This window comes from Microbacterium sp. CBA3102, from assembly GCF_007954505.1.
In the GTDB taxonomy this organism is placed as follows: domain Bacteria; phylum Actinomycetota; class Actinomycetes; order Actinomycetales; family Microbacteriaceae; genus Microbacterium; species Microbacterium aurugineum.
Genome location: NZ_CP042412.1, coordinates 3,291,118 through 3,306,171, shown reverse-complemented (window position 1 = coordinate 3,306,171; position 15,054 = coordinate 3,291,118). Strand labels below are relative to the sequence as shown.

At 63.0% G+C, this 15,054-nt stretch carries 13 protein-coding genes; 5 read left to right on the top strand and 8 right to left on the bottom strand.

Features of this window, described 5'->3' with window-relative positions; genetic code table 11:
• Positions 1-77: 77 nt before the first annotated feature.
• Both FGL91_RS15915 and FGL91_RS15910 read left to right on the top strand, forming a co-directional pair.
• Positions 78-680: a helix-hairpin-helix domain-containing protein gene (locus FGL91_RS15915; RefSeq protein ID WP_153244325.1), complete on the top strand. Its 603-nt coding sequence runs from the start codon at positions 78-80 to the stop codon at positions 678-680.
• Positions 677-1,549, top strand: a complete 873-nt coding sequence (locus FGL91_RS15910; protein ID WP_153244324.1) for a hypothetical protein — start codon at positions 677-679, stop codon at positions 1,547-1,549. The genes FGL91_RS15915 and FGL91_RS15910 overlap by 4 nt, the downstream gene beginning before the upstream one ends.
• Here FGL91_RS15910 and FGL91_RS15905 read toward each other — a convergent pair.
• Positions 1,464-2,264: a hypothetical protein gene (locus FGL91_RS15905; protein WP_153244323.1), complete on the bottom strand. Its 801-nt coding sequence runs from the start codon at positions 2,262-2,264 to the stop codon at positions 1,464-1,466. The two genes, FGL91_RS15910 and FGL91_RS15905, sit on opposite strands and share 86 nt — an antisense overlap.
• Positions 2,265-2,519: 255 nt before the next feature.
• Entirely contained in the window at positions 2,520-3,380 is an 861-nt protein-coding gene (locus FGL91_RS15900; RefSeq protein WP_153244322.1) for a GIY-YIG nuclease family protein, read from the bottom strand.
• Positions 3,381-3,613: 233 nt separating this feature from the next.
• Here FGL91_RS15900 and FGL91_RS15895 point away from each other — a divergent pair, with 233 nt between their 5' ends.
• Positions 3,614-6,697, top strand: coding sequence for an N-6 DNA methylase (locus FGL91_RS15895; RefSeq protein WP_153244321.1), 3,084 nt, complete (start codon positions 3,614-3,616; stop codon positions 6,695-6,697).
• Between the two features lie 181 nt (positions 6,698-6,878).
• On the opposite strand, the gene FGL91_RS15890 is transcribed toward FGL91_RS15895, so the two are convergent.
• Positions 6,879-7,304 (bottom strand): hypothetical protein, encoded by a 426-nt coding sequence (locus FGL91_RS15890; RefSeq protein ID WP_153244320.1) that lies wholly within the window; start codon positions 7,302-7,304, stop codon positions 6,879-6,881.
• A gap of 961 nt (positions 7,305-8,265) precedes the next feature.
• On the bottom strand, positions 8,266-9,537 hold the full coding sequence (locus FGL91_RS15885; protein ID WP_153244319.1) for a DUF2510 domain-containing protein: 1,272 nt from the start codon (positions 9,535-9,537) through the stop codon (positions 8,266-8,268).
• Positions 9,538-10,402: 865 nt separating this feature from the next.
• On the opposite strand from FGL91_RS15885, the gene FGL91_RS15880 reads away from it, so the two are divergent.
• The gene (locus FGL91_RS15880) at positions 10,403-11,005 is read left to right on the top strand and encodes a hypothetical protein (RefSeq protein ID WP_153244318.1); all 603 of its coding nucleotides are present in this window, start codon (positions 10,403-10,405) and stop codon (positions 11,003-11,005) included.
• Between the two features lie 229 nt (positions 11,006-11,234).
• Here the strand turns inward: FGL91_RS15880 and FGL91_RS15875 are convergent, their stop codons facing one another.
• Together FGL91_RS15875 and FGL91_RS15870 are read right to left on the bottom strand one after the other, a co-directional pair.
• Entirely contained in the window at positions 11,235-12,035 is an 801-nt protein-coding gene (locus FGL91_RS15875) for a hypothetical protein (protein ID WP_153244317.1), read from the bottom strand.
• 356 nt (positions 12,036-12,391) lie between these two features.
• Entirely contained in the window at positions 12,392-12,718 is a 327-nt protein-coding gene (locus tag FGL91_RS15870) for a hypothetical protein (protein ID WP_153244316.1), read from the bottom strand.
• 88 nt (positions 12,719-12,806) lie between these two features.
• Here FGL91_RS15870 and FGL91_RS15865 point away from each other — a divergent pair, with 88 nt between their 5' ends.
• Positions 12,807-13,295 carry a hypothetical protein gene (locus tag FGL91_RS15865; RefSeq protein ID WP_153244315.1) on the top strand — a complete coding sequence of 163 codons (489 nt, stop codon included), beginning with the start codon at positions 12,807-12,809 and terminating at the stop codon, positions 13,293-13,295.
• Positions 13,296-13,324: 29 nt separating this feature from the next.
• On the opposite strand, the gene FGL91_RS15860 is transcribed toward FGL91_RS15865, so the two are convergent.
• Positions 13,325-13,465 (bottom strand): hypothetical protein, encoded by a 141-nt coding sequence (locus tag FGL91_RS15860; RefSeq protein WP_153244314.1) that lies wholly within the window; start codon positions 13,463-13,465, stop codon positions 13,325-13,327.
• A gap of 95 nt (positions 13,466-13,560) precedes the next feature.
• Positions 13,561-15,000, bottom strand: coding sequence for a hypothetical protein (locus FGL91_RS15855; RefSeq protein WP_153244313.1), 1,440 nt, complete (start codon positions 14,998-15,000; stop codon positions 13,561-13,563).
• Positions 15,001-15,054 lie beyond the last annotated feature (54 nt).

Sequence of the window (15,054 nt, the reverse complement as noted above, 5' to 3'; positions counted from 1 at the left end):
GGACGCCCGGGACGGGTTGTCCACCGTGGATGTTTCGGGACGCTCGGGGGATCCGCGCCCTCGCCTAGCTTGGCCGGATGGCATCCCCGCAGGCACCGTCTCCGCCGCCGCTCCGGCATCGGCTGCGGCTGAGCATCGGCGCGGCCGTGGTGCTGGGACTCGTGGTCCTGTCGGCGGCCGTCGGATTGGGTATCCTCCGCGGGCAGACGCCGCCCACCGAGTCCGTGTCGCTCACGGACGATGAGGCGAGGGCGGGGTCCACCGGAGAGCTCTACGTCCACGTGCTCGGCGCGGTGGCGGCTCCCGGTCTCTACGTGCTCGATCCGGACGCGCGACTCGTCGACGCCCTGGCGGCCGCGGGCGGGACCACGGACGTCGCCGACCTCGCGGCGGTCAATCTTGCGCGGCTGCTCGAAGACGGCGAGCAGATCATCGTGCCGACGGTCGGCGCCGCTGCTGAGGAGTCGGGAGCCGCCCAGCCCGGGGACGACCGTATCGATCTCAACACCGCCGACCAGGCGGCGCTGGAGACTCTCCCGCGCATCGGTCCGGCACTCGCGGCGCGGATCATCGCTTGGCGGGAAGAGAACGGTCGCTTCCGTTCCGTGGACGACCTGCTCGCCGTCCCCGGCATCGGGGAGAAGCTTCTCGCCGGCATTCGCGATGGCGCACGGGTGTGAGGCGTCGTGACCTGCGGCTGCTGCCTCTCGCCGTCGCGGTCTGGGCGGTGGCGCTGCTGTGCGTGCTGCTCCCTGCGGCGGCGTGGGGGTGCGCGGCCGTGTGCGGAGCCGGAGCGGTGGCTGTCGTGGCGCATCTTCTCCACCGCCGCGGCTCGCTCGCGCGGCCGTCCGCGTGCGGTGGGGTTCTCGTCGTCGTGCTCTCCGCGGCCGCAGGCGCCGCTCTGGCAGTGGGTTTCGCGCAACCTGTGCGCGAGCGGGTGTCGGAAGAGGGAGGCCGTGTCGTCGAGGTCATCGCCGACGTCACGTCCTCCGCATCGATCGGACAGGACGGACGTCTGTGGTTCGATGCAGCCACCGCTGCCGTCGGACCCCCGGGCCAGACGGAGGCTGCGGCTGCACCGGTACGCATCGGCATCGAACCGCGCGACGGGTTCGAACTCGGTGCACGGATCCGCGTCGTGGGGGAGGCGTCCACGACGGACGCGGGGGAGCGCGCCGCCCTGGTCGTCTTCGCGAGCGAGGCGGAGGTGGTCGAGCCAGCGGGTGGCGTGTTCGCTGCTGCGGCGACCCTCAAGCACGCCTTCGTCGAGCGGTCGTTGCGTCTGCCCGAACCCGGTGCCGGTCTGCTGCCGGGGCTCGCGGTGGGCGACACCAGGGCGGTCACCCCGGAGCTGAACGACGACATGCGCACGAGTGGACTCAGCCACTTGACGGCGGTGAGCGGGGACACTGTACACAAAAGGGGTGGGTCATTCATGCGTTCAGACCGACTGAATGCTCGCCTCACGACGGTGCCGAGCGGGGAGCGAAACGTTCGTAGAAGAGGTCGAGAGCTCCTTCGAGGATCCTGGACACCAGGGCCGCCGTGAGGGCGAGATCATCAACGTTCGCTCGTGTGACACGAGAGTGAGCAATCGGGGGATCATCAATCATGCGATGCTCGGTGGCAGCGATAGTTCCATGAACGAGTTCACTGAGTTGATTCCACAGACGTGTGATGCCACCGTCAACCCCGTCATGAAGAGGGTGACGTTCAGCCGCCGCGATGAAATCGCTGGCTCTCAGCACCTGTGGTGAGGGTAGGCGGTGCAGAACGTCCGCGAAGTACTGATCCAGATCCTTCAGGTACGACTTGGCGTTCAACGCCGCGGCTCTCATCTCGTCCGCGCTGGGGCGCGCGTAGTCCTCTCTGAGTGATGCGGTGATACGGCGTTTCGTTCGCGATGGTGCGTCTCTGGCGAGCAACCACGCTCGTACAAGACGGTCATCGCTAACGCTTGGCTCCAGAAGCCAGATCACTCGGATGGCGTTGTCTAGCATCGATCGAAGAAGGACATAGTCGGAGGGTACGTGGAATAGTTGCTCATGCCAGAGACGGTGGAGCACATCAGCCGAGTCGAAGGCATAGTTGAGCATCGCGGCCGCTTGTGGAAGTGTGCTGACGCGGTTATGAGCGCGACTCAAGTCCTCGTCGAGATCGGCTCCCGCAGGAGGAAGCCCTGCCTCGATCACCGCCCGAAAGCTGTCGCGGGCACGGATCCAGTAGTCAGCCGCTTCGACCAACTTGCTAGCAGCGTCGCTCATGCTTGAATCCTGGCAGTGGTCAGCGCATGACGCTACATTCGACAGATCGTGGTGCACCACAGAGCACTTGGCTGCGTCTTCACCAGCTGACTGGCGCAACTGTGACGACACGCACCGCCGGCCCGAACGCCTGAGAGACATGGCTGCGCGGGCCGCGGCCCCTACAGGCGAGAGCAACACAGAACACGTTGCTGGCGTCGAACGGCGCCAAGAAGCGGTCGGCGTAGTCGGTGTTCCGACTGGCCTCCGATTCCGTCAGTTGAGATTCATCCCATGCCGGCGGCTGTCGAGCGCAAGTTTCCAGAACGACTCCCGCTGCAGGATCGTCTCAGCCTTTGTCTTCGGGTCAAAGATCTCCAGGATCGAGTATTGGAAGTTCTCGACGATGTGAGTGTCGCCGAGCTCGTCGCGCATTCGGTTGAGCTCCTTGTTGCCACCGGTCAGGTTTTTCAGATGGGCGTAGCCCGACCAGCGTTGCCACAGACCGTTCGCTTCCCCAGAGGCCGAGCCGACGTATTGGCGACCATCGCTGAGGTCGGTGATGACGTAGACGCCCTTGACACTGGAGAGAGCGTCTTTCCAGCTCGGCTCATCGTTCGAGATGATCCGCTGCATCTCCGCATGCCTGAGTCGGACGTTCTGGTATCCAGGGAAGGTACCCAGTTTTGTGTCGGGGGCGAGCTCGTAAACCTCCGGATTCAGCTTGCTGTCCTGTATGCGGTCGTAGCGGCGGAGGTAGAGGTCTCTCCCCACCGGCTGCTCCAGCCTGATGATGAGGCGCTTGATGTACTCGGAGAACTCATCGAGCAGCTCCAGGTCATAGCCTTTGCCGCCAATGACCTCCGGCACGCTCGGCGTCACACGGAAGAAGCCGCCAAAGATGAAGTACTGAGGTCCATAAGGGTAGTACTGGGCGAAAGCGAGTACGTACTCGGCATCGCCCATGTTGTTGTTCTGGTGCGCCTCTCGATGGCGGGTCATATCGAGCCACTCTTCGGGGTCCTCCGCGAGCAGAAGGTCCCAGGCGGCGGCACCGCCGACGCCCGCACGGATGTTGAGCTTGATCTTGGTAAGACTCGGCTCCGGTACTCGCATGAAGTCCGTGAATCGGATCATTTCCACCCCTCAAATGGTTGGGTCGTAGCTGTCAACGGGGAGGGCCCCTCGTCGACGACCTTCTGCAGGACGGTGAGCGGTCGAACCGAAGGGCGTGCGGGAACTACACTACGGTTACTCGCTATCGATGGTTCGCATCCGCTCGAGTATGTCAACGGGAGCTTTCGGAAGCTCAATTGCAACTCGATGCGTGGCGTAGGGTGACTCCTTGTCGTTCACTATAGGTTTGGCTCATGCCCAGCCTGGTTCCTCTCGCTCAGATCTTCGCTGTTCGTTCAGCAACCCGCACCGAGGCCGATGTGCAGCAGAATCTCGGCGCGTTCCTCACGCTCGCTCCGCTTGGCTTGGCCGACAACCAAGTGTCGAAGGTGGAGGTCCCGACGGGCGATGGCACGCGGCGGCGTATCGACGTCGAGTACGGCCGACTCATCGTCGAAGTAAAGAAAGACCTCACGGTCGCAAATGCGGTGGCCAAGGCTGAACCACAACTCCAGGGCTATCTGAAGGTCAAGCGCGACGCGACCGGCGATGAGTACGCCGGCATCGTCACAGACGGCGTTGAGTGGTTGCTCTACACGCTCGCCGGCGACGAGCTTAAACAGGTTCAGGCGTTCAAGATGAAGCGCGCGGATGCTGACAGCGTCGAGCGACTGACCAACTGGCTGGACGGAATCCTGCTCACGGGGCCGAAGCTTAGGCCGACGCCTGACCGCATTGAGGAGCGGCTTGGGGCGAACTCGCCGCGGTTCCGTCTTGACCGAGCACGCCTTGAGGCGCTGTACAACGACCGCGGCAACGATGCTGAGACGACGCTGAAGCGTGAACTCTGGGCCCGGTTGCTCCGCACGGCGCTCGGCACGAACTTCGAGGATGACGCTGCACTATTCCTCGACCACACGCTCCTAGTCATCGAAGCCGAGATCATCGCGCATCTCGTCGTCGGTATCGACCCCTCGACGCTCGAATCTGATGCAGTGCTCGCGGGAGCAGCTTTCAAATCTGCCGGCATCATCGGCGTTGTCGAAGCCGACTTCTTCGACTGGCCCGCGAAGGTCGATGGCGGGCCCGCAATTATCGCCGACCTGGTGCGTGAGCTCGGACAGTTCACATGGAAGGACGTCGAGCACGACGTACTCAAGCACCTGTACGAGGCGATCATCTCACCCGAGACGCGCAAGGGGCTCGGCGAGTACTACACGGCCGACTGGCTCGCTAAGGCGATTGTCGACGAGCGAGTCACGGACCCGCTGAATCAACGGGTGATGGACCCGGCGTGCGGTTCGGGAACATTCGTTTTCCACGCCGTGCGACGATTTCTGGACGCGGCGGATGCGGCTGGGTTCGCGAACCGTGATGCGCTGACATTGTTGCAGGAGACGGTGTTCGGCATGGATATCCACCCGGTATCGGTGGTGCTAGCCCGGGTGACGTATCTGCTCGCCATCGGACCGGAACGTTTGCAAGACCGAGGCACGCTCAGTATTCCAGTGTTCCTTGGAGACTCGGTGCAGTGGGGTCGCGGGGCCGGTGCGCTCAGCAGCGACGTCTTCACGATGGAAGTAGACGCAGAAGACCTCGCTGGAAGTGAGGCGGAGGACGAACAGCTGGGCGGGTTCGCTGAGTCGCTGACCTTCCCGCTCGGCTCCGACCCCACCGAGCTCGATATGCTCATCGCCGATCTCGCCGATCTCGCATCGCAGTACACGGATTCGACGAAGCCGATCCCCGCCATCGCGCACGTATTGAAGGCACGCGGGGTGAAAGACTCGCAGGCCGACGTGGTCAAGGCTTCATTCACGACACTCTGTGAACTTAACGCCGCCGGTCGCAACCACATTTGGGGTTACGTCGTCCGCAATCAGATCCGGCCGCTGTGGCTCGCGCGGAACCCGGTGGACGTGCTTGTCGGAAACCCGCCATGGGTGGCCTACCGCTATATGACGCGCACGATGCAGTCGCAGTTCAAGGCGATGCTCGAGTCGCGAAAGCTGTGGACCGGTGGGGCGGTGGCAACCAACCAAGACCTCGCGGCACTGTTCATCGCCCGTTCGGTCGAGGTCTTCCTCAAGCCCGGCGGCAGCTTCGGGTTTGTGACGCCCTACGCGGTGCTGTCGCGCTTGCAGTATGAGCTGTTCCGCAAGGGCGACTGGCTAGACGCCGATCCGCTACACATCAACGTTGCGTTCGAGACGCCATGGGATTTGGCGGACGTGCGTCCAGGCCTCTTTCCGGTGCCATCGGCGGTCATCTTCGGCACTCGATCGGACGAAGCTGTCGCGCTGCCGGGGGAGGTCATCGCCTTCCGTGGTCGCATTGGCCACCTTGTGCGTGAAGACGACACGGTTATCCAGCTGTCCGCCGAAGACGCCTATCTGTCGCCATACGCATCGAGGCCGGTCCAAGGCGCGACGGTCGTGCCTCGCGTGCTGACCTTTGTCAATGAGGTACCCGCCGGCATGCTCGGACGTCCCGCAGGAACCACTACGGTGACATCGGCGCGCAGCACGCAGGAGAAGACGCCATGGAAACTGCTCGATTCGGTCGAGACACCTGTGGAGGAGTCCTTCGTTCGAGAGGTGCTGCTCGGATCGAGCATGGTGCCATATCGGGTCGTTTGGCCGCACAAGGCGGTGCTCCCTATCACTGATAGTGGCGTACTTCAGCCTGCCCAGATGTTGCGCTACCCGCTGCTCAGCGCCCGCTGGGCGATGGTCGATGGCCTGTTCAACGCGAACAAGTCGGCCAAGACGAAGATGAATCTCACGGACCGTCTCAACTTCCAGAGTGGTCTCGCGCGTCAGTTACCTGCACCACCTCATCGGGTTCTCTACACGGCTTCCGGCAATCGCATAGCCGCGGCATACACCGCGAACACCGACTACGTCATCGAACACAAGCTCTACTGGTTGAACGTTGACTCGGAGGCCGAGGGGCAGTATCTCGCGGCCATCCTAAACTCGGATGCGGTCGCAGTCGCGGTCGCGAAACGGCAGTCGCGGGGCCTGTTCGGCACGCGAGACATCGATACGCTCCCGTGGCGACTCCCGATTCCGGCCTTCGATGCGGACAACGAAGCGCACCTGGCTCTGTCTGACCTGGGCATCGCCGCGACCGAGACTGCGATGACCATCGACTTCGCGGATGTGTCGGACTTCAAGGACGCACGTCGCCTCGTGCGGGACGCCCTGGCAGCGGATGGCACGACCGCAGCCGTCGACGAAATCGTCATCGATATGCTCGGCGTCAACCCGTCGGGCTCGGCGATTCTGCTCGGGGACGCCGAAGTCGCAGATTTTTTTGACGACGAGGATGCGTAGCTCGCGCCGCATGACGAAGCCGCCGGAGGCGATCAGTGGTTCCTCAGGAACTCCTGCGAAGGCTTCGACATCTGCCGCAGATGAGCCATCGTCAATCAGGGGGACCCCGCCTGCCTTGCTTGCAGACGAACGGCGTCCAGGCCCTGGTCCTCCGTCATCTGCTGCGGCCTGCTGCCGGAGATCAGTTGAACTGCACGTGCCCTTGATGCAACCGCTGAACCATTTGTTCGCGTAGCGCCTCCGCGAACCATTTCGGAACGGGCGATTGGTCGTTCTCGGTGCGAATCCAGTACCTCCCCGACGGATTTCCGTAGTCGTTGAAGTCCAGCTGCGCAGACCACGTGGTCAGGCCGCTGTTGGAGCGCACGGTGATCTCGACCACCAGGCCACTCACCGTTGCGCGGATGACGCGGGGGTTCCGTGATGACACGTAGTCGACCATGGCTGAGAAGTCTTCCTGCGTCAGCCAAGCGATGAACCGTGGGGGTGAGTCTCTGCGGCGTTGCTCCTCTTTGGCCGCGGTAGCGAGCTCGCGGCTGCCTTTGACTGCGAGTGTCCCGACCACCGCCACCGCGCCACCGATGAGCAGCTTTTCAAGGAATCCCATCGTCACCCTCTCGGCGAAACTCGCACGGGCGTCTGCGGCGTCGATTGCTGATCGCACGGACTGCGCTCCGCCGTCGACAACGCCGCCGAAGCTGAAACACCTCTCGCGATTGCGCGACTGATTGTCCCCATGTTCTCTCCCGGCCTCAACGCTCGACGCGGAACCTCGGTCGACTCGAGATCACTCTAGCGAGAGGAGCCTTTTCCGGCGAAGCATAGTTACTAGCTGGGCGAGAGAGCGTTTGAGAACTCAGCGAGGAGCGAAACAACGAGTGAATTCGCCCGGTTTGCGTTCGACATGACCTATGGTCCCGCGCGGAGGTTCGTCATAGAAGGAAAAAGCTTCTCGCATGGTTCCGCAGTCGCTGAGCTAGTGGTGCTCGCGTTACGCAATCGACTGTCTCCTGATCGACAGAGCGATGTTTCGGCGCCGGATGGCCTCCACGCAATGAGGGAGAGTTCCAAGGTTGAAAGCCTTTCATCTATGAGTCCGACGAAAGCCCTTCTCGGTGCCGGAGGGTCTCCGCGCTCCGCCTTACTGGCGCTGAGGTGGGGCCCGGCCGGAAGGGCGCAACGAAAGCCGTTCGCAGGACCCGTGCCTTCTGACTTTTACTCTGCGCAGCGTTGGAGGCGTTCCACCAACCGGTTGCTAAGGTCCAATGGCTCTTTCGCTGAGTTGTCGACCTGTCCTGATCGCCGAGCGGCCTCGCCGCCACTTCTGGGGCCCCTCGCCTTGAGAGTTCCGCCGCGCACGCGCCCCCGGGAGAGTCTGGAGCGCTGCTCACCTCGAAAGGACTAACCCTGGGATAGTCCGGATAACTGAAGTTATCGGGGCCTATGGGGCAAGACCTTGAAGTGAGACGAGGGCCGAGCCATCGAGGGCATAGAAGCCGTCTCTTGGAGTGATGACGCGGGGCGGCGCCGTCGCGGCGCAGGGCCTTTTCAGGGCGGAGGACGCCGCTCTATAGACCGATTACTCGTGCCTTCATCGCCGTCGCCTGTTCCGCCGTGATTGCGCCTGAACGTTCTAGGGCCACAATGCGCTCAATCTGACTGGTGAGGTCGGCATCGTCGCTCAGCGATGGCGTCACCGGGGGCGACGAAGAGATCTGCGACGAGCGAGCGTCTCGCTCCATCCCGTCCGCGATCGCATTGATCCGCTGTGCGATCGATCGAGCAGATCCAACGCTCTGGACCGGGATGTTCATTGAGAAAGTCCAATCGCGCGAGCCGACGTGGAACTCGGCTTGTCGAGTGTCCGTCTTCTCCTTCTTCCCGAACGCCAACGCGGGAAGGAGGGCGGTGCCCGGGAGCACCGACCCGATGAGACCTGCTGTCATCGATGGGCGCGACGTGACTTGGACCTGCCCGTCGAGGAACACCTGCGCCTGCGTGAACGCGTCGATCGGGCGCGCCTCCGCACCCCGATGAACGCGGTCATCGAACACCGTCAGATTCGGGGAGAAGTTCGCGGAGACGACGATCCCGACCACTGTGGGGACGTGTGCTCCCAGCGATCGGCGCAGTTTGTCGAGCTGACTAGTCGCCAACTCGACGCCACCCTTGATCTTCTGGGCCTTGGACCACACCAATAGCGCATGCGACATCGCGACTTCTGCGGAGTGATCGCCGCTCTCAATGACTGTTCCGATCGCTTCTACCTTGCGAGACAGTGCCCTTCGGAATATGTCCTCTACGGCTGCCGTCTTTTCGGCGCGCGTCACCTTGCCTGTCGAGAGGGTCCGGCCTGTGGCTGTCTCGAACGCCCGCGCGAGGCGTTCTACAACGAGGGGGGATTGGGCAGTCAACTTGGAGGGCACACCGATTAGCATCGCTTTGCGACCCTCGCGGATGCGGATTCCGGTGGTCATGACTTCGAGCGTCGAGATGTCATCCCACGGCACAACCCGCGGCTTATCGCCGACGAGCCCGCGGCCAAGCCATGTGGTCCCCTCGAGGTGTATACCCTCGGGTCGAATATCGATGATTACGCCGGATGCAGCGAACGGGAAGAGTTCGGCCTCTGGTTGAGGTTGCGGTTCTACGAGCGCCTCCATCGACTGCGTAGTTGCCGTTGCCGTCGCCATTATCGTCGTCGTCGGCTGGTGGATGGGACCTGTGTCGATCCTGTCTGGAGATGCGACCTGTCGGTGCTGATCAAGCCACTGCGTGCCGTCCCAGTACGTTTCCCACGCCGGCCCGTTCGCATACCAGCCCGCTGCAGCTCCACCCACGATGCTCCCCTTCGAGACCGCCCCAGTGACGGCATCCCACAGCGAGAACTTACTACTTCAGCGGTCCCCTGCGCTCAAGATGGCCACCCGGATTGTCGTGTTAAAGAGGGTCGTCGACCGATCTGGAACAGCAGACAGATAGAGACCCAGTGGCGCGAGGTAGCGGATGGACGGCAGATGGGCACTGTCCAACCGAGGCGGAACCTTCGTAGCACGGACAGACGATGACGGGAGGCGTGATGTGATGCGATAGAACTGAACGATGCAGACTGCGTCCGACTGGAAGCGACACTTCGCTCGACGGTTTAAGAGCCGTGACGGCCATCTCATGCTCGGGAGCGGCGTCGGTTCGATGCCGGGCACCATCCACTCGCTAGTCGGTTTTCTCGCCGAGGTCTGTCCGCGAGGATCGCTCGAGCGAATTGAGATGGTCTTGGAAGGGACCTCCATGAGCGTGATGGATACCCGCGCGACCCCCGGAAGGTCGTCGGCAGGGTCACGCGAGATTCCTACGGACCCCGTAGCGGTGCACGCCACCGTTCAACGAGCGAACGAGTGGCTCAGTCGTGTTCGAGAAGGAAAGCCCGCGGGAGAGGGCACTCGCATTGTGCCATCCGAGGACACGGGATCGATGATGAGGGCCGGCAACCTCGTTGCGGGTGGACTCATTTGGATGGCACCCGCAGCGGCCATCGAGGGGCTGCAGCTCGCGCTCCGACCAGTGCCGTTTCAGACGCTGTTTCGATCGGAGAGAGTCAATCAGCTCAGTTTCGCAATGCAGCTCGCCACGAACGATGCGAGGGCATTGGAACCGCTATTCCGGTACGTCTGACTCGACCGGCGGCATACCTGGGATGCTGATGGCATGGAACTCAGTCAGCTCGAAACCCTCGATCACTCTGATCAATGGACTGTGGTGAGAGGTCGCATTGCCGAGGGGTCGATTGAACTTGATGCAGCCCTGAGGGGCCTTCACGCGCAGCTTCGCGGGCTCGATACGCGAGAGGCGCTCCTTGCTGCTCCCCAGAATTGGGCGAACCTTGCCGGGCAGTGCCGCACGATGTCAGCCTGTGCACCCGTCGCGGATCGAAGAATTCATGCCGCGATCGGGGCGGCGATCGATAGCGCATCAGCGGCGTACGACGAGCGCAACCGCTTCATGCACGATCTGCTCGTCGCGGACATCGACGATGAGCTGCTTCCCGACGCCGAACGCATCAAGCAGGAGGGTGACCGCTATTTGTTGCGCCTGGTCTCGAAGGCCGGTGTGCCCGGGGTATCGGTCGTGACTCTGGACGAGGCCATCGGGGTCGTGCTCACGCTCTCGGCCGAAACGTGGCGTCTCCGCGCAGCCCGCGGCTATTTGGCGGGCCGCACCACTTGGCGGTCGTTGCTCCTCGGAGCTGTGGAGGGTGAGTGGGACGGTACGGCGAACTGGACGTACGACGGCCCCGAGTCTGACGACTGAAACTCACGCAGCCGTCCGGGAGGCTCGCACTCGAACCGGAGGCGTGGCTTAGGTAGCTAGCGAGGCGCTCGGCAGCTCCAGCGCCGCGAAGCTTGGAATCGCGGTAGGCGAGAATCGTGCGGGTGGTGTTCAAGCCCATCGTGCTCGCCTGCGAGCACGCACTGGTCGCGACTGCTGATCGAGCGCAGCGCCGAGAACGCAGTCGCCTTGTCGTTGAGCGGGGTCGGCGTCAACGCCAGGTGTGTGCTTGGCGGGCAACGATCTCAACGAGGGCGGCGGTGGGTGCGTATCCTGTCCTCTCCAGGAGGAACGCCCGAGCTGTCGCCTCGCGTTCTTTGGCCGTACGTGACTTCCGCCAGTCATCCGTATCTCGAAGCTCATTCGCAACCACCTCTACCGACTCAGACACGGAGAGGTAGGCGGTCGCCGCGTTCTCACGTACAGACTTACTTGCGCGCTCCAGCGCCCATTTCACAGTCGTGGCGTCATCGTCGGCGTGGCGAAGCTCATCCATGACAATGCGTCCGATGACGGTGCGTTGATTCTGTCCAGCCGCGCGGTATCGCGGGTCGAGTTCGATTCGGTCGGCAAGAGAGGCGATCCGAACCGCACGCGCGTCTCGCTCTTCCGCCCACGCGGACTGCTGACCTTCCGCCCAGCTCTCTTTGAAAGTCGCGAGATCTTGAGCCCACTCTGCGTCGGCGAGGTAAAGGCCGGTTGCGCCGAGGCCAAACCACCGCAGTGCCACACCTTGTGGCTGGTCGTTGCGTTCGCGAGCGAGGCGCGCGATCTCGGGCGTGACCTCGCCGTCGAACTCGTCCAAGAACTCTTCCGCGTTGAAGAGATCGACGGTGATGCTGACGAAGGGAGAGAGCATCCGCTGGGCGAGATCCAGCGCCTCATCGGGAGACGTCGTGTCGACATGAAGGGCGAAGGTCGGCTCTTGCAGAAACGCGGCATCGACGACCGGCAAGCCGCGGCTCTCCGCCCCTTGATACAGGGTGCTCAGGAGATTGTCGAGGTCTGTCACTCTCGCACCCTATCTGTTTGGCGGTGGTGGCCGCGTGTCCTGCGACCCGGTCACCCGGCGTTTTATTGCGTGGAATACATGGATACCCCAAACATCGTCTCTGTTGGCGCCGTGCCGGATAATGGGCCTGCGATGGGCGCAAGCTGTCGGCCTCGCCCTGGCGCTCCCCACAGCCTCATATAGGCCGCTCTGATGCAGTCCGGCATCGTCGATAGTTACGGGAGGTGACTGCCGCCGAGCGGTCGGCGCTTCGTCGGCCCGCTCTCGCGCGCAGCGCACCCTCGTCCGTCAGAGCCGATCCCAAAGCAGAAGAACGGCCGGTGCCGCAGTGGGTGCGAGTTGCAGTGGGCGCAGAACTACGTCAGCTCCTCGCCGATCCAGATCTCGTCGCAGTGGCGAAACACCACAGCCGCGGGAAGGCGCACGACGTTGCCGATGGTCGTTAAAGCTCTGATCCGCCTCCACCACAAGGCTGCGTCTTCGGGTGTCAGTTCGCCAATATCGTGGCTTCTCATGCGGGAGCGAATCGAGACCTGAACGCTGCACGGTTGGCCGTCCTCGCCGTCAAGGGGCGTCAGGTTCGCGACGACACGACGTCGTCTCGCGAGCCGGCGGAGGATATGGTGCTGACGGTGATCGTAGACAATCGCGACGTCGCGGATGCCCAGAGTGAAGACGTGCATCCCGAGAGGGTACGAGCGCGCCGCGCCACGGAGGGGGTTATCCACAGTCGCATCGGGAGATCATCGGTATATCGACGAGAATGGCGACGTGTCCGAGAGCCCCCGCCTGGTCCTGAACCGCACGAGTGAGTCACGCCATGTCCTACATCGCGAGGACTGTCCGTCGATCCAGCACCAGGTGCGCGGCGACGTTAGGGAAGAGCACGCCGGTGGATACGAGATCTTCGAGACCTACGAGGACGGACTCTCATTGATCGGTCCCGCCCGAGACGTTGTTCAGAGCCACTACGAGGCCGTCTACGTAACAGTCGACGAGCTCGCGAGTGTGGGTCGGTATCGACGGTGCCGGATGTGCTCTCCGGACGCCCCCGATGGCCCGCCACGGGAACTCGTCTACCGCAAGAAGGCGGAGTCGCTCGGCGCCGCTGACATCGGTCGGGTGACTGTCGACGGGGCGATCGAACGCATCGAGCACTCGGCTTCGGGGACGGTGGTGACGCTGTCCACTGGAGACGCGCGGAGACTCGCTGCGGGCGAGACGGTGTCGTTCCCGAAGAAGTCACGCGCGGAGAGCTGAGGCCGGCTCACTGAGCGCCGACCCGCACGTCATCGAGACTGAGCAACCGTCTCTTCGGTCGTAAAAGTCTTGCCATCTCGCTCTGTGAGCGCGTCCGCATGCAGGGCCTCCATGCCGGCGCGGACCTCCTGCAAGCGCGCGAGACGGGCGTTCTGGTCGTGGTCGATCATGGCGGTCCTTCGGTCAGGCGACTGGCTCGAACATCGCCAGTGTCTCGCTTTTCCGGTCGCGGTGGCACAAGAGCACCCCGTTTGCACCGGCATGGCTAGAACACCGACCGCTGTGCCGAGGTCGACCTCGCCGCGAGCGCCGTGGAGATTGTGAGCACAACCGCCTCCGGATCGTAGTTGGGCCGCACCTCTATGAGCGTGCATCCGTGTTTCTCGCACAACTCTCTCTTGATGGCGTCTCGGCGTTGCTGTTGAGCGAAACCACCAGCGCCTCCGAAGCGCTCTACGGGCCGGTCGTGCTGCTCTCCTTGATACTCCACGGCGAGGTGCCTCTGCGGGAAGTAGATATCGAGACTTTGGCGTCCCAGCCATTCAGGGCGGCCTTGATGAACAATCTCTTCAGCGGGGAATGCTTGCCGCACGAGGGACAGCAACGCCACCTCGGATACCCATGCTTCACCGACCCGCGGCAGTCCGTGCGCTAGCCGGACGCGGTTTTCGGCCTCCCGATATCTCTTCCGCAGGAGCGGTTTGAGATCGATCGCGGGAACTCTGGGAACCTCGACCAGTATCTGAGGATGGGGGTTAAGCCAGCTGAAGAGTTGCTCGGATTCGATCCGCAGCCCCTTTACGTTGATGCTGCTCGTCACGAGATCACGTATCTCGCTCGACTGATGCGTGTTGTGGTATTCATCGAAGTGCCGCAGAAGTGCAACTTCGATCTCGTCGCGGAAGAGCATCCCGGTGCTAGTCAGGCCGTGAAGGTTCCCCACCCATGAGCGGATAAACGGCAGTCGGACGCGGAGCTCCGGATGACGCACGCTCCATGACGTGAACCAGACGTCGTGCGCTTCCAGCATTTCGTCGAACGCGTCCTGCACGTCGCCTTCATGGAGGAGGCGGTGCGCGCGATGCAACCGACCGAAGTGTTGAGCTATCGGGTCGGGGAAGACTTCCACGATCCGCTCGTGCACACGGATTGATTCGACGGAGAGAGGGTTGTCGATGCTCTCGTCTCGCAATGCGTCGGTCAGATATCGCTCGTTTTCGCCAAACGGAAGCGGCTCGGTTGTCCAGAGCGCATCCCGGAATCGCTCGGAATATGCACGAACCGCCTTCGTGCGCGCCCGGTTCTCGGGACTCCAGTCGTACACAGGTATGGATCGGTGCTCGGGGAGCGGGAGCCGCGGACCAAGAATCCAATGCCCAGCGTGGTCGTCGGGCTCTCGATGCGCCTGCTCAAACTTCTGCAATCGCTCCAGAACGGCTTTCACCCGGGTAACACCCGCGGCCTGCGCCAGCCGCACCAGGTCGTCGGTGCTACGTCGCGCTTCCGACGACATGCTGCCCAGCAAGAACTCGGCTGTTCGCGCTTCGGACCGCCACAACGCAAGCTGCGAACCCACCTGATCGAGATCGACAAGCTCGGGATAAACGGTCGCTATCCGCGGCGCCGCTGCCTCGAGCGCGTCCAGAGTCTCGATGTCTCGAAGCGCTGCTGCGAGCCGCCCAAACCATGAGTCGAAATACTTCATGGTTCGGCGACCCCAGAACCGGGGGTCTAATTGAGCCTGTAGCGCGTAGTGCCG

What these genes read in the sequence shown, in the direction of transcription:
- FGL91_RS15870 (WP_153244316.1), bottom strand. Translation starts at nt 12,718, where the DNA reads ATGCACGTCTTCACTCTGGGCATCCGCGACGTCGCGATTGTCTACGAT.
- FGL91_RS15915 (WP_153244325.1), top strand. Translation starts at nt 78, where the DNA reads ATGGCATCCCCGCAGGCACCGTCTCCGCCGCCGCTCCGGCATCGGCTG.
- FGL91_RS15895 (WP_153244321.1), top strand. Translation starts at nt 3,614, where the DNA reads ATGCCCAGCCTGGTTCCTCTCGCTCAGATCTTCGCTGTTCGTTCAGCA.
- FGL91_RS15880 (WP_153244318.1), top strand. Translation starts at nt 10,403, where the DNA reads ATGGAACTCAGTCAGCTCGAAACCCTCGATCACTCTGATCAATGGACT.
- FGL91_RS15890 (WP_153244320.1), bottom strand. Translation starts at nt 7,304, where the DNA reads ATGGGATTCCTTGAAAAGCTGCTCATCGGTGGCGCGGTGGCGGTGGTC.
- FGL91_RS15905 (WP_153244323.1), bottom strand. Translation starts at nt 2,264, where the DNA reads ATGAGCGACGCTGCTAGCAAGTTGGTCGAAGCGGCTGACTACTGGATC.
- FGL91_RS15855 (WP_153244313.1), bottom strand. Translation starts at nt 15,000, where the DNA reads ATGAAGTATTTCGACTCATGGTTTGGGCGGCTCGCAGCAGCGCTTCGA.
- FGL91_RS15900 (WP_153244322.1), bottom strand. Translation starts at nt 3,380, where the DNA reads ATGATCCGATTCACGGACTTCATGCGAGTACCGGAGCCGAGTCTTACC.
- FGL91_RS15860 (WP_153244314.1), bottom strand. Translation starts at nt 13,465, where the DNA reads ATGATCGACCACGACCAGAACGCCCGTCTCGCGCGCTTGCAGGAGGTC.